Here is a 17,175-nt window from a genome sequence, read left to right on the forward strand (position 1 = left end):
CTTTCTCCTAAGCGCGCGCTGCGTCGTCGCGCAACACGGTGTCTAGCGCAATCAGCATCATATCGTCGAAAGTGGTTTGGCGATCAGCGCTGGAGAGCGAATCGCCCTTCAAAATATGATCCGAGACGGTGCAGATCGTCATGGCGCGGGCGCCAAACTCGGCGGCCACGCCGTAGAGGCCAGCGGCTTCCATCTCAACGCCGACAATGCCGTAACGCTTCAGCATTTCGGCCATCTCAGTTTGCGGGTTGTAGAACAGGTCAGCTGAGAACATATTGCCGACTTTTACCGGCACGTTATGAGCCTTGGCGGCGGCCACCGCGTGCAGCGTCAGGTCAAAGTCCGCAATTGCGGCGAAATCGTGGTCATTAAAGCGCATGCGATTGACCTTGGAGTCGGTGCTGGCGCCCATGCCAATGACCACATCGCGCACGTTAACATCGTCGCGAACCGCGCCGCAGGAACCCACGCGAATCAGTGATTTCACGCCATAGTCGGTGATCAGTTCTTTGGCATAGATGGAGACCGACGGAATGCCCATGCCGTGGCCCATCACAGAAATTTTGCGGCCTTTATAAGTACCGGTGTAGCCAAACATGTTGCGAACATCGTTAACCTGGCGAACGTCTTCCAAATAGGTGTCGACGATGTATTTGGCGCGCAGCGGGTCGCCGGGCATTAGAACGGTGTCGGCGAAGTCACCGGGGGCGGCGTTAATGTGTGGGGTTGCCATAAAGGTCTCCTTTAAGCGGCAGTGGCGTCAGGAAGAAAGCTTTCGCCATCGGCCATGGCCGGTAGCAGGAAAAAGTCGGCCAAGGTTTGGCCAATGTCTGCAAAGGTGTCGCGCGCACCCAGCGGGCCGGGAGTGAAGCCTGGGCCATGCACCAGAACCGGAATGTATTCGCGGGTGTGCTCGGTGCCGTGCCAGCTTGGGTCGCAGCCGTGATCGGCAGTTAAAATCAGCAGGTCATCGTCACTGAGTGCCGCCAGCAGGGTGGGCAGCTTGGCATCAAAATCTTCAAGCGCCGCGGCGTAGCCGGGCACGTCGCGACGGTGGCCGTACACCGAGTCAAAATCGACAAAATTGGCCATGATCATAGCGCGCTCACCAACGTCACGCTGACTGGTACGCTTGATCTCGCTGAGCGTGGCATCCATCAGCGCATCGTGGCCGCTGGCTTTTACTTTGTGGGTAATGCCGCAGTGCGCGTAAATGTCGGCGATTTTGCCAATAGACACTACTTCGCCGCCGGCATCGGCGAGCTTTTGCAGCACCGTGGCGGCCGGCGGCTCAACGCTGTAGTCGCGGCGATTGCCGGTACGGGCAAAGGTCTTGCTGTCCTCACCCACAAACGGGCGGGCGATGACGCGGCCAATGTTGTAGGGCTCAAGCAGTGCGCGCACGTTCTCACACAGCTTATAAAGCCGTTCCAGACCAAAATACTCTTCGTGAGCAGCAATCTGGAATACCGAATCTGCCGAGGTGTAAACGATCGGCTTGTCCGTGGCGACGTGCTCTTCACCCAGGCGTGCGATGATCTCGGTGCCTGACGCGTGGCAGTTGCCAATCACGCCGGTAAGATCCGCTTCTTGAACGATGGCGTCGAGCAGTTCCAGCGGGAAGCTGTCGGTTTTATCGAGGAAGTAACCCCAGTCAAATCGCACCGGCACGCCAGCAATTTCCCAGTGCCCGGAGGGCGTGTCTTTACCGCTGGAAATTTCTTTAGCGTGGGCGTAAGCACCCTCCAGGCTTTCCGGTAGCGTTACTCCTTCGGCCACGCTGCCGGTGGCATCGCGGTGGGCATGAAACAGGCCAAGCTTGGCCATGTTGGGCAACTTGAGTGGCCCTGAACGGTGGGCGTTATCGGCCTCATTACGGTCGCAGGCGGCGGCGATGTGGCCCAGGGTGTCAGCGCCTTCGTCGCCAAAGGTGGCGGCATCCGGGGCGGCGCCAATTCCAAAAGAATCAAGGACGATTACAATCGCGCGGCTCATGAGGCTTCTCCACGGAACGTGTCTTGCAGTAGGGTGTCGGCGCTGGCCGCACCTTCGTCAATCGTAAACGCTGCGCGCAGTTGTTCAGCGGCACGCTCGGCGGCGGCGTCATCACGGGCATGAACCATGGCGATGGGGCGCTGGCTATCCACGCTATCGCCAATTTCGACGATCCCCGTGAAGCCTACGCTGTGGTCAACGCTTGCGTCGTTACGCAGGCGACCACCGCCCAGTTCTACCACGCTCATACCCACTGCGCGGGTATCAATGCGTTGTACGATGCCTGCTTGCTCGGCGTACACCGGTTTAATCACCTCGGCCTTGGCCAAGTAGTGATCAGAGCGTTCCATAAAGTCGCTGGGGCCGCCAAGCTCACGCACCATGCGGGCAAATACTTCGGCGGCAGCGCCGGAGGTCAGCGCTTTTTCAAGCTGTTTAAGCGCGTCTTCACGCGAGCCTGCGAGTTTGCCAGCAATCAGCATTTCTACCGCCAACTCACGGGTTACCTGCATCACGCGGCTATTCGGGCGCTCGCCACGCAGCAGCGCCAGCGTCTCAACGATCTCGACGGCGTTACCGGCACAGGGTGCTAGCGGCTGGCTCATATCGGTAAGCAGGGCAGTCGTGGGCGTGCCCGCCTGTGTGGCTACGTTAGCGATACTTTTGGCAAGCTCGCGAGATTTTTCCGGCGTGGGCATAAAGGCGCCGCTGCCGACTTTGACATCCATCACCAGCGCATCCAGCCCTGAGGCCAGCTTTTTACCCAGGATAGAGGCGGTAATCAGTGGAATAGATTCCACTGTGGCGGTCACATCGCGCACGCCGTAAATACGTTTATCCGCGGGGGCCAGGTCGCCCGTTTGGCCGATAATAGCAACGCCGGTGGATTTCACCACCTCACGAAAACGCTCTGGCGCAGGATAAGGGTCGTATCCCGGGATTGATTCAAGCTTATCCAGCGTGCCGCCGGTATGGCCCAGGCCACGCCCGGAAATCATTGGCACAAAGGCACCACAGGCAGCAACCCAAGGTCCCAGTACTAGCGAGACTAAATCGCCTACGCCGCCGGTAGAGTGCTTATCAACAATCGGGCCGGGCAGGCTTAGGTCGCTCCACTGCATCACATGGCCGGAGTCGCGGGTAGCGGTGGTCAGTGCGACCACTTCTTTACGGCTCATGCCGTTGAGAAACACGGCCATGGTGAAGGCGCCAATTTGGGCATCGCTAATGCGGTCATCGGCAATGCCCTGCACAAAACCTTTAATCTCTTCAGCCGGTAGCGGCTGGCCGTCGCGCTTAAGGCGAATCAGCTCTTGAGGAAGTAGGGCATGTTCGATTGCGTTGGCTGACATTAATAACCTCCGTTAATGGGGGCGGCGTTGGTGTTGCCGGTCAATGTGTCTAATAAGTTGGCTAACAGGCTAGAGGCGCCAAAGCGAAAGTGCGCGGGCGTCACCCAGGCGGGGCCCATAATGTCGCTGGCGAGGGCCAGATATTCGGCCGCATCTTCAGCGGTTTTAACGCCACCCGCCGCTTTAAAGCCAACGTCTTTACCACTGGCCTTAATCGCGTTGAGCATAATCTCAGCGGCTTCGAGCGTGGCGTTAACGGCGACTTTGCCGGTCGAGGTTTTAATGAAGTCGGCGCCGCCTTCAATGGCGAGTTCGCTGGCGCGTTTGATCAACGCAGGCTCTTTGAGTTCGCCAGACTCAATAATCACTTTGAGTAGCGCCTGGCCAGCACAGGCGGCTTTGCACATTTCAACCAGTTCAAGTCCTGTTTCTTCGTCGCCTGCCATTAACGCGCGGTAGGGAAATACCACATCCACTTCGTGCGCACCTGAGGCAACGGCATCGCGGGTTTCACGGGCAGCGCCCATGATGTCGTCACCGCCATGGGGGAAGTTGGTAACAGTGGCAATCTTGACCTGATCATTGAGCGTGTGGGCAGTGAGCGCGCGCTGAGCCGTAACAATAAACTGCGGGTAAACGCATACCGCGGCCGGATGTCCGAAAGGCGTTTTCACCTGCTGGCACAGTGCTTCGATCGTGCTGTCGGTGTCATTGTCATTCAGGCTCGTCAAATCCATCATCGTCAGTGCTTGGCGGGCGGCTTGGGCGATTTGTGGGGAGGCAGTCGCGGTCATAGAATTCTCGCAAATTGGTAAAAGAAAAAACGGACACTGCAATCAAAAACAGCAGCGTCCGTTACAGAGTGTCGTGCTTGCTGCTGTTAGCTTGCGGCACTACTCAGCGCAATAAAGAAGCCGGCAATAGTGGCCGACATTAAGTTGGAAAGCGTACCGGCCAAAACGGCTTTGACACCAAAACGAGCAATTTCTTTGCGACGGGTGGGTGCAATGCTGCCCAGGCCGCCAAGCAGAATCGCAATGGAAGACAGGTTGGCAAAGCCACATAGCGCAAAGGAGAGAATCGCCATGGTGTGCGGCGTCATTAGTTGACCCGTGGCTGCAACGACCTGTTCCCCATCAATGTAAGGCGCTAAGTTGATGTAGGCGACAAACTCATTGACCACCAGCTTTTGGCCGATGAATGAGCCTGCCAGCGTTGCTTCTTCCCAAGGCACGCCGAGCAAAAAAGCCAGCGGGGCGAACAGCCAGCCTAAGATCATTTCTAGGCTAAGGGATTCAAAGCCAACCCAGCCGCCAATGCCGCCCAGGATGCCGTTGATTAAGGCAATTAGCGCAATAAAGGCTAATAGCATAGCACCCACGTTAGCAGCCAGCATAAGGCCCGAGGTAGCACCGGAGGCGGCGGCGTCTAGCACGTTGGCAGGCTTGTCTTCTTGAGCGTCAATTTCTTCTTCCACTTTGGAGACGCTGTCGCTATCCGTGACGTCTTGCGTTTCCGGCATGATCAGCTTGGCAAACAGCAGCCCGCCGGGGGCGGCCATGAACGATGCTGCTACCAGGTATTCCATGGGAATGCCCAGCGCGGCGTACCCCGCCAGTACTGAGCCAGCCACCGAGGCTAGGCCGCCACACATCACCGCAAACAGCTGTGAAGGCGTCATGCGGGCGATAAACGGGCGTACCACAAGCGGCGCTTCCGTTTGACCAACAAAAATATTCGCGGTGGCGGAAAGAGATTCGGTGCGTGAGGTGCCAAGCGCTTTTTGTAGCGCGCCACCCAAGATGCGGATGACCCACTGCATAATGCCGATGTGGTACAGCACGGCAATCAGTGACGAGAAGAAGATAATCACCGGCAGCACTTTAATGGCAAACACAAAGCCGACGTTATCAACGTCGGCTAAGCCACCAAACAGAAAGCCAATACCGTCGTTGGCATAGACCAATATTTGGCTAACGCCACTCGATATAGCTTGCAGCACTGTCTGGCCGAAGGGCACATACAGTACAAAGGCGCCAATGCCGGCTTGAATAGCGAACGCGCCCAGTACGGTGCGCAGGCGGATAGATTTACGGTCGTAAGAAAAGATCAGAGCAATGGCCACCAGCGTGACCATGCCTACCAAGCTCATAAGGAGTGTCATAAGGGGATCCTTCGAGTACGCGAGGTTAGGCGCGCGGGTTACAGAAGCTTAGAGTAAGTTGAGCTTGACGGAGTAAATCATCGCATTTTGATAATCGTTGGGAGTACCCAGCTTATTGTCTGAATAGCGATACTGAATGCCGGTAGTGATCAAGTCACTCGGGTGCCACCAGAGGCTTAAGGCGCCGTTGGTGCCTACGCTGCCTGCGGAAGCGCCCACATAGTTCTGTTCCAAATACTCGTCATCACGGCCAAACGTTTGCTCGTGCCAGTTGGTCACGCTGAAGTTCTGATTGAGTGCAGTGAAATCATAACCCGCCACCCAGCCTGCCATGTAACCGTTCATGCCGGTGTAACCGTCGCTTTGCACGCGAGCAGCACCAATAAACGGTTTAAACCATAGACCGTTAGCAAACGTAGTGCGGTAGCCTAAACCCAACACCTGGTCCTGCTCACGGCTTTCAAAACCGTAGTCGCGAAAGTCATACAGGTGGGCGTAAATTGACAGCGGGCTGTCGCCTAAATAAATATGCGAGGTTAGCTTGCCCGCGGTGCGAAAGTTGTCTTTGCCACCGCTGGACTCATCAAGCTGGTCGTTGGTCGGGTTCTCGAAATCAAAAAAACCGTAAAACTCGCCCCAGCTAAAGCCAGCGCCGCCTTCGATTTCGAGAAACATAAAGTCGCTTTTTGCCGCGTTAGAGGCCGTGCGGGCTTCGGTGCCATTCGACCAGTCCAGGTAGTTAACGGAGACGTTAGCAAAGGACCAGAGCGGATTAAGAGAGTTAGGTTGAGCAGTGTCTGCCAATAGCGGCGTGGCAAAAGTCGCGCCTAATATTCCAGCTACGCCAGCGCCCAGCGGAATAAGAGGCAAGGTGCGAGAGGGTGTACAAGAGCGTGTACGAGTAGTCATGAAAGCCTCAATAAAAGTTATTGCGGAGCCATAAAGGTTGGCTATCCGAGGTTAGGGTCGTGCGGGCTGGCGTTAATGTTAAAATTATAACATTTAGTGTTATTTTTATAACGCGGATTTGCAAGCGTTATACTACCTGCCGTTAGTATTTCTTTTGCTTAGGACGCCGAAGCATAAAAATTCGTCGTGTTCGTGAAAATAAGCCTGTGGCGATGACGCCGATGCTCGCTCAGCATAGAATCAAAAGCCGTCAGTAAATAAAAGTGCGATAAGGATGTCGCAGTTATCATAAGAAGAGGGGATTGTAAGAGGATGCCCACTATTAATGGCCGTAGCGCGTTGCGCATCAGCAAGCTTCAAGAGGTGCTTGCCTGTGGCGGTACCCTGCATTTGCGCGATGCCGCAGAGCTGTGCGATGTCTCGGAAATGACTATTCGCCGCGACCTCACTACCCAGCCCTCTGCTATTAGTTTGCTGGGTGGGCGCCTCTTTATGGCGAACTACGCTAGCGCAACCCCTAAATATGATTTAACCGAGCAGCAGGATAGCCATTACCAAGCCAAATATCGGCTTTGCCAGCACGCGCTTACGTTTATCGAGGAGGGCGATACGCTGTTCATTGACTGCGGCTCGACGCTTATCCCGCTATTAAGTCAGTTAAGCCATTTTCAAGAACTGACGGTGGTGACCTATGCGCTTAACGTGGCCAATGCGGTTGCTGCCTTGCCCAACGTGCGCTTAGTGCTATTGGGTGGGCTCTTCTATGCGGCCTCCCAGTCATTTGGCAGCGACACGATGGCGGTAGCTATTGAACGTTTGGGTATTAACAAGGCGCTCATTTCAGCCGCGGGGGTGGACCTTGCGCGCGGGGTGAGCTGCTTTCACTTTCATGAGGTGGCACCCAAGCAGGCGGCCATTTCGACGGCGATGCAGCGCTTATTAGTGGTGGATGCCAGCAAGTTCGGCGTGATTCGACCTGCCTACTTCGCCTCGCTGGAAGACTTTGATGTCATCGTTACCGACGAGAAGGGCGCGCCGCAGTTACTAATCAATCCCGGCGGTGATGTACCCACGGTTAGCATCGCATAAGCGCTTTGGCAATAGCATCAAACAGCAACTACTTGGGGTGCGTCAAAGCGCCACTTCTTGCATGACCCAGACCAGTAGAGAATGCTACAATCTTGATCGTTTGACGAAAGAGACCCGCCGCCATTCCCATTCGACGGCGCATATTTTTCCCGGAGCAATGCTACCGATGCCGCCTGCTACGCGCCTTAGTTGCAAACGTAGCGGTTAAAGCAGCAGTTAACGTACTAATTAGCGCGGATTGACATAGCGCTTATTGACATCGTACGGCCTTTTTAAATCGCAGCGGTAGGGCGTTTTTTGAGGATAATGCTTTGGGAAAAGTATGGGGTGATAGTTAGCCTACTTTGTAGTTGGCTAGTGTTTATTGAACCTCTGATGAGATCACACCATGCAACGACACTCACTGTGGCGTAGGCGAGGCACTTTGGTGCTACTTGCGCTGTGCCTTTTTCTAGCAGGCTGTAGCTCGGCGCTGTTAGACCCAAAAGGCCAAGTTGGCGCTGAGCAGCGCACGCTGATCCTCACATCGTTTGGTCTGATGTTGATTGTGGTCATTCCAGTTATTGCAATGACGATGCTGTTCGGTTGGCGTTATCGGCGCAGTAATAGCGTCGCAAAATATACGCCTGACTGGGCGCACTCCAATTTGATTGAGGCGGTGATTTGGATCGTGCCCTGCGCGATTATCGTTGTGCTTGCCCTATTAACTTGGAAAACGTCTCACAGTCTTGATCCTCATAAGCCGCTGGAAAGCGACGTTGAGCCCATGGAAATTCAGGCCATAGCGCTGGATTGGAAATGGCTGTTCGTCTATCCAGAACAGGGCATCGCCAGCGTTAATGAATTGGCTTTCCCGGTCGATACGCCCGTGCGTTTTCGGGTGAGCTCTGGGACAGTGATGAACGCGTTTTTCATTCCCCGCCTAGGCAGCCAGATCTACGCCATGGCCGGTATGGATAACGATGTCCACTTGGTCGCCAATGAAGTCGGTGTTTATCCAGGTCGTTCGACCAACTACAGCGGTGCTGGATTTTCGGGCATGGTCTTCGACGCACACGTTACGTCAAATGAAGATTTCGATGCCTGGGTTGCTGAAGTTGCGCAATCGCCCAATACGCTAAGTTATCCAGAAGGCTACGAAGCGTTAGCGGAGCAGTCTGAGTTTAATCCCGTCGAGTACTTCTCAAGCGTTACGCCAGAGTTTTACGAGCGTCTGGTGTCGAGCTTTCATTCAGGTACCGACCCAAACCCATCACATGATGAAAATCGTGCGCCAGCCATCGATAGCCACGAAGCTCGTCAATCTTTGAGCAACGAGGCGGGAGAGTAAACCGTGTTCGGTAAACTAACCTTAGAAGCAATTCCATATCACGAACCCATTTTGTTGATATCGGGAATTATCGCGATTTTAGGTGGCGCAGCGCTATTGGGCGCGCTGACCTATTTCCGTAAATGGGGCTGGCTATGGCACGAATGGTTCACCTCCATCGACCATAAAAAGCTAGGTATCATGTACTTCATCGTGGCGTTGATCATGCTGCTGCGTGGCTTTGCCGACGCGATCATGATGCGTACACAGCTCGCTATTGCGGCCGGCGGGTCGTCGGGCATTCTGCCGCCTGATCACTACGACCAGATCTTTACCGCGCATGGCGTCATCATGATCTTCTTCGTCGCGATGCCGATGGTGATTGGTCTGATGAACCTGGTGGTGCCGCTGCAAATTGGTGCGCGCGACGTAGCGTTCCCATTCCTGAACAACCTGAGTTTCTGGCTTTTTGCCGTGTCGGCGCTGCTGGTTAACATCTCGCTGTTCGTGGGGGAATTTGCCACAACGGGGTGGTTAGCTTACGCGCCGTTATCGGGGATAGAGTTTAGCCCCGGGGTCGGGGTAGATTATTGGATATGGGCGTTGCAGATATCCGGGGTGGGTACGACGCTCACCGGTATCAACTTCTTCGTCACTATTATTAAAATGCGCACTAAAGGCATGACCATGTTCCGCCTGCCGATCTTTACTTGGACATCGCTGTGCGCCAACGTATTGATCATTGCCTCTTTCCCGATCCTAACGGCAACGATTGCGATGCTGACGTTGGATCGCTATCTGGGCATGCACTTCTTTACCAATGATTTTGGCGGCAACATGATGATGTACGTCAACCTCATTTGGGCATGGGGCCACCCAGAAGTTTACATCTTGATTCTGCCTGCCTTTGGCGTGTTCTCTGAAGTTATAGCCACCTTCGCCCGTAAACGGTTGTTTGGCTACATGACGATGGTATGGGCAACGATCGCCATTACCTTGCTATCGTTCATTGTCTGGCTGCACCACTTCTTCACCATGGGGGCGGGTGCGAACGTCAATGCTTTCTTCGGCATAATGACGATGATTATCGCCATCCCCACCGGTGTGAAAGTGTTCAACTGGCTGTTTACTATGTTCCGTGGCAGCCTGGAGCTTACTTCACCGGTACTTTGGACGCTGGGCTTTATTATTACCTTCACCATCGGTGGTATGACCGGTGTGATGCTGGCGGTACCTGCGGCCAACTTCGTACTGCATAACAGCCTGTTCGTTATTGCTCACTTCCACAACGTTATCGTTGGTGGTGTGGTGTTCGGTATGATGGCGGGTCTGACCTATTGGTTCCCGAAAGCGTTCGGCTTCACGCTGGACGAGAAGTGGGGCAAACGCTCTTTTTGGTGCTGGTTTGTCGGCTTCTATGTTGCCTTTATGCCGCTTTACGTACTGAGCTTCTTCGGTGCTGTACGCCGCATGAACTCATACCCGAATGCCGAATGGCAGCCGTGGATGATTCTTGCATGGGTGGGTGCGGTTATCATTGCGCTAGGCATTCTATGCACCATTATCCAGTTCGTTGTCAGTATTCGTGACCGTAAGAAGAATGCTGATGTCACTGGTGATCCGTGGCATGGCCGTACGCTTGAGTGGTCTACTTCATCACCTGCGCCGTTTTATAACTTTGCACGGTTACCTGAAGTCGGCGATATCGATAGCTTCTGGTCGCAAAAGCAGCGTAGCAACGAGCAGCTAGAAGAAGCGCCTTACACCGATATTCATATGCCGAAAAACACTGCCGCTGGCCCGATTATCAGCTTGTTTGCGATGATCTTCGGTTTTGCGATGGTATGGCATATCTGGTGGCTGGCAGGATTTGGTGCCATCGGCATGTTGGTTAGCTTCTTGATGCGGGTATTCAACGACGATATCGATTACTACGTACCGGCAGCAGAGGTCGAGCGGATCGAGCGTGCCCATCAACAACGTGTGGAGGCCCAAGCGTAATGGCTACTGAAACACAACATCTCGATGCCCATGCTGAAGAGCATGAGCACCACGATGCCGCTGGTACCAAAGTGTTTGGTTTCTGGGTCTACCTAATGAGCGATCTAGTGATCTTCGGGTCACTGTTCGCAGCCTACGCCGTGCTCATGAGGGGCACGGCGGGTGGGCCGACCGGCGCAGATATTTTCGAACTGCCGTTGATTCTTGGCGGTACGTTTGCGCTGTTGATCAGTAGTTTCACCTTCGGCATGGGCGTGTTGGCAATGAATGCCAACCGCGTTGGTCAGGTGAAAATGTGGCTGGTCGTCACCTTTATCCTAGGCCTCGGCTTTTTAGGTATGGAGCTTTACGAATTCCATCACCTGATTAACGAAGGCTATGGGCCAGATCGCAGTGGCTTCCTTTCTGCCTTCTTCACGCTAGTGGGCACGCATGGGCTGCACGTTACTTTCGGTATGATCTGGATTTTGGTCATGCTGGTTCAACTGTCGACCAAAGGGCTGACTGACAAAACGCGTCCACGTATCCTATGCTTGAGCTTGTTCTGGCACTTCCTGGATATCGTTTGGATCTGTGTATTTTCCTTCGTCTACTTGATGGGAGTGCTGTGATATGAGCTCTTCTAGCCAACCGTCTGATCACGGCACTGTAAAGTCATATGTAACGGGGCTCGTGCTGTCATTAGTGCTGACTATTATTCCTTTTGGCGCCATTATGTTTGGCTCGTTCAGCATGCCAATTAACGTCGGCATTATCGCTGTAACGGCCATTCTGCAAGTATTGGTTCAGCTTGTTATGTTCATGCATTTGAACTTCAAGTCTGATGACGGCTGGAGCATGCTTTCCTTCGTCTTCACAATATCGATACTTGTCCTAGTGATAGGAGGCTCGTTGTGGATCATGCAGCATCTGCATCTCAACATGATGATCGGCTGATCACAACGCCTAGCCGCTGGAGCGATCTGCTCGAGCTGACCAAGCCGGGCATTATTGGCGGCAACTTGATTGCCACCCTAGGCGGCTATTTTCTAGCCGTAGAGGGGCAGTTTGAGTGGCTTAGCCTTATCTCAGTCATGGTGGGGATTGCATTAATCATTGCTTCAGGCTGTGCGTGTAACAACGTCATTGACCGCGATATTGATGCATTGATGGCGCGCACGCGCCATCGCCCCCTGGTGAGAGGAAGCATTTCAATTACCCAGGCATTGGGCGTTTCGGCGTTGCTAGGCGTGTTGGGTGTGGTATGTCTGGCGCTGGGTACCAACGGATTAACCGTTGCTTTAGCGGTGATTGGCTGGGGTGTGTATGTAGGGCTTTATAGTCTCTATATGAAGCGTCGCTCGGAATACGGCACCTTAGTTGGTAGCCTTTCCGGAGCCATGCCGCCGGTCGTAGGTTACTGTGCGGTCACGGGGCAGTTCGACAGCGGTGCGATGATGCTGCTGGTGATCTTCTGCCTTTGGCAGATGCCGCACTCCTATGCGATTGCGATTTTTCGCTATGCTGACTACCGTCGTGCATCTATTCCGGTATTGCCGGTAGTACGCGGTATCAAAATGGCGAAACACCATATCCTTGGCTACATCGTGGCTTTTATTCCTGCGTCGCTGGCATTAGGTTTAGCCAGTCAGGCAGGCGCTGGATATTTATGTGTGGCGCTCACCATGGGTGGTTACTGGCTCTACTTAGCACTGCGTGGCTATCGTTTAGACGACGATGTCCGCTGGGCCAAGCGTGTCTTTGGTGTTTCTATTCTGACCATTACGGCAATGAGCATTGTAATGGTACTAGAAGCAATGGTGCCCATGCTGGTGTAACTAAGTTTACTACTTAGGCCACTCGCCGTCACATCGCGCCCCGAGTAGATATCTGCTCGGGGCGTTTTATTGATATCCTCTGCTCAGCCTGACCTTGCAACTCTCCAAGGATTCATTGGGCGGATTAATCAGCGCACGGAGTTAGACTTTAGTTTAGTATGCTGCGGTGCGGAAAAAAGCCACTAGATTTCGTTAGCCTTGTCCACAAAAGCGAGGCATGCTTGATGTAGATGCCCATATCTCGCTATTTCTCTTCTTACTTTTCCACTGTGAGCCGTTTCGTTCTTATGCCTGCGTCCTCCTTGCCCAGTCTATTGCCGCGTCGTTTAGCCATTCTGTTGATGGTAACAGTGGCGACAATGTTTGCCGCCAATCATGTCTCTGCACGGCTGGCATTTGATAACGGTGCGGGGCTATTGCTCGCAGTATTAACGCGCTCGGGTGTGGCGTGTCTGATCCTATTGGCGCTGGTGATTGCGCAGAAAAAACGCCTGTGGCTGCCTGCGGGTAGTTGGCCGTGGCAGCTAACCGTAGGGCTGCTAATTGCGATTCAGAGCGTTAGCCTTTACTCGGCGGTAGCAAGGCTGCCCGTGGTGATTGCACTGTTACTAGTCAATACCTTTCCCATTCAGCTGGCGCTGTTAAGCTGGGCATTTGGCGGCCCGCGACCAACGCTGCGTAGCTGCTTGATTATGGGCACTATCTTAATTGGACTCCTGGTGGTGCTGGATATTCCTTCTTGGTTAGCCAATACCGATGACATGGGGCCAGGCTGGGTCGCCGGGATTTGTTTTGGTCTCGTGGCCGCTTTTGTCTTTGCCTGTGCGCTGTGGGTGACCGAGCACCGCTTAGCTGGCGTAGGCAGTACGCTGCGCAGCCTGCTGACCATGCAGACCGTGTTTACTGCGATGGTCATTGGCGGTATCGCGGGTGTGGTGCCAGGAGGCATGAGCCTGCCGGAAAACAGCACTGGTTGGTTAGGGCTTGTGCTACTTGCCCTACTGTATGGGTCGGCGTTTTCAGTCCTGTTTATTTTTGTACCGAGGCTCGATATGGCGCGTAACGCGCCGGTAATGAACATTGAACCAGTGGCGTCGCTGGTGCTCGGTTATTTTGTTTTAGGTCAAATGCTTAGCCCTGGGCAGCTAGTCGGTGGTGCGGTTGTTGTCGGGGGGATCGTGGTGCTTAGCTTATCTAAGGGAAGGTAAATATTTGCGTTATTGATAGGAATAGACCACAATGCAGTGGAGTAAGGAAACACTGTTTTTTAACTGAGGTACAACCTATGAAGATGTCCGTATTATCACTAGCATCCGCGGCACTCCTGGTTGGCGCAGGTACGTTCGCAGCATCTGCTCAAGCACAGCAATCCTTCAACTATCCACAAGGATACGTAGGCGGTGATGCGATGTTCTGGAGCCTTGATCCAGATAAAGGGTCTTCGCGTGATTCCGTAGGCCTACGCCTTCGCGGCGGTGCGCAGTTTAACGATTACTTCGCGCTAGAAGGGCACATAGGTACCGGCGGCTCCGACGGTGGTGCTGAGCTGGATTATTTAGCGGGTGCCTATGCTAAAGGTATTTTCCCTGTCTCTCCTGACGTTCGTATTTACGGCTTAGCGGGTGTTACAGACGTAGATTTTAATAGTGATCGTGAAAGTGGCTTCTCGTATGGCGGCGGCGCAGAATTTGACGTCGCACCGAATTTAGCCGTCGGTGCTGACTATATGCGCTACCTCGATAAGTCTGCCTACACGTTCGATGCAGCCAGCGTAGGTCTACGCTATCGTTTTTAATCGTTAGTGATCTGCGTTAATCGTCAAGCCCATGGCCTTTATGCCATGGGTTTTTTGGTTTTTACGACCCGCCATTATCAACGCATATGTGCTCACTTTGCTCGCTATATTGTTAGCCAGCTAATTAATTGCTAGACTAAAGTATCTTATACAATGTGCGCCCATCAGCGGCGCTGGCCAGGACTACCCTGGCGGCTAACAAGTGAGCCCTGCATGACCCCCGATCAAACGTTTGCCCGCTGGGTGAAGGTCGCTATTGTCGCCTTCATAGTGTTATTTATTTATTTTTTAGTGGCCGACAGTTTTATGCCAATGACGCCGGAAGCGCGGGTAATGCGGCCGGTTACTCGCATTGCGCCTGAGCTTAGTGGCCCGGTAGACGAACTCTTAGTGCGCGATCATCAGCGTGTCGCAAAGGGCGATGTGCTGTTTCAGATAAAGGCGGCGCCCTTTGCGTTAGCGGTCGACCAGGCGCGCCTTAATCGTGAGCAAGCCGAGCGGGAGAATGCCCGCTTAGAGGCAGACTTAGCCTCCGCACAGGCAGATTTGGCCTCGGCAGAGGCAACGGCCAGTGAAAGCCAGAGTGAGCGTCGGCGTGCTGAAACGCTGCTGTCTCGCCAAAGCGTATCGCGTCAGCAGTACGATCAGCAGGTGGCCGCTGAACGAACGGCGCAAGCTAGCGTCGCCGCCGCCAGGGCGAAAATCGTCAGTCTTGAAGTGCAGCTAGGCGATTCAGGTAATGCAAATCTTCGCGTTCGTCAGGCAGAAAACGCGCTGTCACAGGCTCAGTTGGACCTTGCTCATACGCAGGTGCGCGCCGCCCAGTCAGGCAATGTGACTAACCTGCAGCTAGGCGTTGGCGACTACGTTCAAGCTGGCCAGCCGGCCGTCGCAGTGGTGGCTGAAGAAGTAGATATCATTGCCGACTTTCGTGAAAAAAGTTTGCGTCATGTTGTGCTGGGCGACCCGGCGAAAGTCATTTTCGATGCATGGCCGGGCCAAGTGTTTGATGCGCGAGTGATTGCCGTGGACGCCGGTGTACGTGAAGGGCAGCTAGCGGCCGACGGGCAATTAGCCGATATTCCCACATCCGATCGCTGGATTCGCGACGCCCAGCGTATGCGCGTGCACATTGCTCTCCAGCAGCCGGTTATAAGCGCGTTGCCGAGCGGTGCGCGCGCCACCGTGCAGCTCCAGCCGAGCGACTTTGTATTGGCAAAACCCTTTGGCTGGCTGCAGGCGCACCTGATTAGTTTGCTGCACTATGTATATTAAGCCGCTAAGACGATGGTGGGGTAAGCGCGGTGGTTCTAATGTGCCGCGTGCTTCTCGCCCTGGGCTAACCCAAAATGGTCTTCGCCAGTGCTTGCGGGTGGCGGGGGGCGGTACGCTGGGGTTTGTGGTCAGTCAGCTAATGGGCTGGAACTACGGAGTATTTTTTACCGTTTTCCCGATGTTCTTGCTGGGAATGGTGCCTATTCTCAATGGCAGTATTATTCGCCAGTTTTTAACCAATGTTTCCCTCAACGTGCTGGAAGTTAGCCTGGTGGTTGGGCTGCTCAAACATATGCCGGTGATAATGACGCTGGTGGTGCTGGGTATATTTTTATTTCGATTTAACTTAATGGCAAAGGGGCCGCTGTTTTTATTCGGCGCCAATGGTGTGCTCACACTCAGCATCCTGCTTCATTTTGCCAGCTACCCCGGCACCGACTTAAACGATTTATTGGCCTGTAACTTAGCCGCGAGCGGCCTAGCGGTATTTATTGCCATGCTGATGCATACCTTGTTTCCTGACGTCGAGGCTCGCAAACCACCGCCGAAAGGCGTTAAGTCGCCGGCGCAAATTCGCCATGAAACGTTGATTGGGGGAATAACCGCGACGCTTTCTTTTGTTGTGTTTCAAACCTTTGACTTAAAAGACTCGCTTTCGGCACAGATGGCGACCATTTTGATTTTATTTGCCTTGGGTTACTCCGGCGCACGTCTTTCTGCCGCGAAGCGCGCGGTAGGCACGCTGCTGGGGTGCAACTTAGCGCTTCTAATGCAGCTGTTGCTGTATACCCAAAGCCATCATTTCCTGCTGGTGTTGATTATTTATTGGCTGGGATTAATGCTTTTTGGGCGTGAACATATTCACGAAGGGGGCGGCTCAGGGATCGGTTTTGGTGGGCTAACGACCTTGGGTATTCTCTTTGGTCAGTCACTTGGGCCTAATCAAGACCTTGTTTATAGTGCACTTTATCGGTTTTCTTCCATGAGCGTGGCGCTGATGTCAACGCTGCTTGTGATGTCGTGCCTGCACTATTTATTGAATTACTGGCAGCCCACGCGCTTGCCAGAAATAAAGCGATCATAAATAAATTAGCGCAACTTTTTTAATAAAGACTACTCTGATGATATGTCGATGTGTGATTCGCAGTGCAATTCACACTTTCACATACGGCGTTTTCCCTACTAACGGATTAGAGGTGCTCGTCATGTCAACAGGTAAAGAAGATAAAGCGAAAGGTACTGCCAACAAGGCTGCTGGTAAAGTGAAAGAAGCAGCGGGTAAAGTAACCGGCAGCGACAAAACCGAAGCCAAAGGCAAAGCCCAGCAAGCGAAAGGTGAGCTGCAAAAAGGCAAAGGTGAAGCAAAGGACGCGTTGAAGAAAAAGCACTAATTCTTATTGCTGATTGTCATTGCTGGATAATAGTAATGACAGATAATAACAGGGGGCCTTCGGCCCCCTGTTTGTGTT

Annotated in this window: 17 protein-coding genes; 11 read left to right on the plus strand and 6 right to left on the minus strand. The window is 53.7% G+C overall.

Annotated elements, in window-relative coordinates; genetic code table 11:
* Nucleotides 1–7: 7 nt before the first annotated feature.
* The 6 genes from deoD to KUO20_RS03995 form a co-directional block, all read right to left on the minus strand.
* Nucleotides 8–733 carry a purine-nucleoside phosphorylase gene (gene deoD / locus KUO20_RS03970; protein ID WP_235041615.1) on the minus strand — a complete coding sequence of 242 codons (726 nt, stop codon included), beginning with the start codon at nt 731–733 and terminating at the stop codon, nt 8–10.
* 11 nt (nt 734–744) lie between these two features.
* Nucleotides 745–1,995 carry a phosphopentomutase gene (locus KUO20_RS03975; RefSeq protein WP_235041616.1) on the minus strand — a complete coding sequence of 417 codons (1,251 nt, stop codon included), beginning with the start codon at nt 1,993–1,995 and terminating at the stop codon, nt 745–747.
* Entirely contained in the window at nt 1,992–3,347 is a 1,356-nt protein-coding gene (gene deoA, locus KUO20_RS03980; protein WP_235041617.1) for a thymidine phosphorylase, read from the minus strand. Before deoA ends, KUO20_RS03975 begins: the two co-directional genes overlap by 4 nt.
* The gene (deoC, locus tag KUO20_RS03985) at nt 3,347–4,141 is read right to left on the minus strand and encodes a deoxyribose-phosphate aldolase (protein ID WP_235041618.1); all 795 of its coding nucleotides are present in this window, start codon (nt 4,139–4,141) and stop codon (nt 3,347–3,349) included. Before deoC ends, deoA begins: the two co-directional genes overlap by 1 nt.
* Before the next feature lie 86 nt (nt 4,142–4,227).
* Nucleotides 4,228–5,511 carry a NupC/NupG family nucleoside CNT transporter gene (locus KUO20_RS03990; protein WP_235041619.1) on the minus strand — a complete coding sequence of 428 codons (1,284 nt, stop codon included), beginning with the start codon at nt 5,509–5,511 and terminating at the stop codon, nt 4,228–4,230.
* Nucleotides 5,512–5,559: 48 nt separating this feature from the next.
* Nucleotides 5,560–6,420 carry an outer membrane protein OmpK gene (locus tag KUO20_RS03995; protein WP_235041620.1) on the minus strand — a complete coding sequence of 287 codons (861 nt, stop codon included), beginning with the start codon at nt 6,418–6,420 and terminating at the stop codon, nt 5,560–5,562.
* Nucleotides 6,421–6,741: 321 nt separating this feature from the next.
* Between KUO20_RS03995 and KUO20_RS04000 the strand changes: the two genes are divergently transcribed.
* From KUO20_RS04000 to KUO20_RS04050, 11 genes are all read left to right on the plus strand, one after another.
* Nucleotides 6,742–7,509: a DeoR/GlpR family DNA-binding transcription regulator gene (locus KUO20_RS04000; protein ID WP_235042413.1), complete on the plus strand. Its 768-nt coding sequence runs from the start codon at nt 6,742–6,744 to the stop codon at nt 7,507–7,509.
* 388 nt (nt 7,510–7,897) lie between these two features.
* Entirely contained in the window at nt 7,898–8,839 is a 942-nt protein-coding gene (gene cyoA / locus KUO20_RS04005; RefSeq protein WP_235041621.1) for a ubiquinol oxidase subunit II, read from the plus strand.
* Between the two features lie 3 nt (nt 8,840–8,842).
* A complete protein-coding gene (gene cyoB, locus KUO20_RS04010) occupies nt 8,843–10,819 on the plus strand; it encodes a cytochrome o ubiquinol oxidase subunit I (protein ID WP_096281681.1) in 1,977 nt (658 codons plus the stop codon).
* Nucleotides 10,819–11,430 (plus strand): cytochrome o ubiquinol oxidase subunit III, encoded by a 612-nt coding sequence (gene cyoC / locus KUO20_RS04015; protein ID WP_235041622.1) that lies wholly within the window; start codon nt 10,819–10,821, stop codon nt 11,428–11,430. Before cyoB ends, cyoC begins: the two co-directional genes overlap by 1 nt.
* A 1-nt stretch (nt 11,431) precedes the next feature.
* Complete coding sequence (gene cyoD / locus KUO20_RS04020) at nt 11,432–11,755, plus strand: cytochrome o ubiquinol oxidase subunit IV (RefSeq protein WP_235041623.1); 324 nt, start codon at nt 11,432–11,434, stop codon at nt 11,753–11,755.
* Entirely contained in the window at nt 11,713–12,636 is a 924-nt protein-coding gene (cyoE, locus tag KUO20_RS04025; RefSeq protein ID WP_096281675.1) for a heme o synthase, read from the plus strand. The genes cyoD and cyoE overlap by 43 nt, the downstream gene beginning before the upstream one ends.
* 287 nt (nt 12,637–12,923) lie before the next feature.
* Nucleotides 12,924–13,844 (plus strand): EamA family transporter, encoded by a 921-nt coding sequence (locus KUO20_RS04030; RefSeq protein WP_235041624.1) that lies wholly within the window; start codon nt 12,924–12,926, stop codon nt 13,842–13,844.
* A gap of 77 nt (nt 13,845–13,921) precedes the next feature.
* Nucleotides 13,922–14,431 (plus strand): porin family protein, encoded by a 510-nt coding sequence (locus KUO20_RS04035; protein ID WP_235041625.1) that lies wholly within the window; start codon nt 13,922–13,924, stop codon nt 14,429–14,431.
* Nucleotides 14,432–14,644: 213 nt separating this feature from the next.
* Nucleotides 14,645–15,706: an HlyD family secretion protein gene (locus KUO20_RS04040; RefSeq protein WP_235041626.1), complete on the plus strand. Its 1,062-nt coding sequence runs from the start codon at nt 14,645–14,647 to the stop codon at nt 15,704–15,706.
* Nucleotides 15,696–16,790 carry a DUF2955 domain-containing protein gene (locus tag KUO20_RS04045; protein WP_235041627.1) on the plus strand — a complete coding sequence of 365 codons (1,095 nt, stop codon included), beginning with the start codon at nt 15,696–15,698 and terminating at the stop codon, nt 16,788–16,790. Before KUO20_RS04040 ends, KUO20_RS04045 begins: the two co-directional genes overlap by 11 nt.
* 121 nt (nt 16,791–16,911) lie before the next feature.
* The gene (locus KUO20_RS04050) at nt 16,912–17,097 is read left to right on the plus strand and encodes a CsbD family protein (protein ID WP_235041628.1); all 186 of its coding nucleotides are present in this window, start codon (nt 16,912–16,914) and stop codon (nt 17,095–17,097) included.
* Nucleotides 17,098–17,175: the final 78 nt, after the last annotated feature.

The organism is Vreelandella profundi (assembly GCF_019722725.1).
Lineage (GTDB): Bacteria > Pseudomonadota > Gammaproteobacteria > Pseudomonadales > Halomonadaceae > Vreelandella > Vreelandella profundi.

Bases quoted from the DNA above. Each gene is read 5' to 3' on its own strand.
- KUO20_RS04030 (WP_235041624.1), top strand. From the start codon at position 12,924: ATGCCTGCGTCCTCCTTGCCCAGTCTATTGCCGCGTCGTTTAGCCATT.
- KUO20_RS04035 (WP_235041625.1), top strand. From the start codon at position 13,922: ATGAAGATGTCCGTATTATCACTAGCATCCGCGGCACTCCTGGTTGGC.
- cyoA (WP_235041621.1), top strand. From the start codon at position 7,898: ATGCAACGACACTCACTGTGGCGTAGGCGAGGCACTTTGGTGCTACTT.
- KUO20_RS03975 (WP_235041616.1), bottom strand. From the start codon at position 1,995: ATGAGCCGCGCGATTGTAATCGTCCTTGATTCTTTTGGAATTGGCGCC.
- deoD (WP_235041615.1), bottom strand. From the start codon at position 733: ATGGCAACCCCACACATTAACGCCGCCCCCGGTGACTTCGCCGACACC.
- deoA (WP_235041617.1), bottom strand. From the start codon at position 3,347: ATGTCAGCCAACGCAATCGAACATGCCCTACTTCCTCAAGAGCTGATT.
- KUO20_RS04045 (WP_235041627.1), top strand. From the start codon at position 15,696: ATGTATATTAAGCCGCTAAGACGATGGTGGGGTAAGCGCGGTGGTTCT.
- cyoD (WP_235041623.1), top strand. From the start codon at position 11,432: ATGAGCTCTTCTAGCCAACCGTCTGATCACGGCACTGTAAAGTCATAT.
- KUO20_RS04040 (WP_235041626.1), top strand. From the start codon at position 14,645: ATGACCCCCGATCAAACGTTTGCCCGCTGGGTGAAGGTCGCTATTGTC.
- deoC (WP_235041618.1), bottom strand. From the start codon at position 4,141: ATGACCGCGACTGCCTCCCCACAAATCGCCCAAGCCGCCCGCCAAGCA.
- cyoC (WP_235041622.1), top strand. From the start codon at position 10,819: ATGGCTACTGAAACACAACATCTCGATGCCCATGCTGAAGAGCATGAG.
- KUO20_RS04050 (WP_235041628.1), top strand. From the start codon at position 16,912: ATGTCAACAGGTAAAGAAGATAAAGCGAAAGGTACTGCCAACAAGGCT.
- KUO20_RS03995 (WP_235041620.1), bottom strand. From the start codon at position 6,420: ATGACTACTCGTACACGCTCTTGTACACCCTCTCGCACCTTGCCTCTT.
- KUO20_RS03990 (WP_235041619.1), bottom strand. From the start codon at position 5,511: ATGACACTCCTTATGAGCTTGGTAGGCATGGTCACGCTGGTGGCCATT.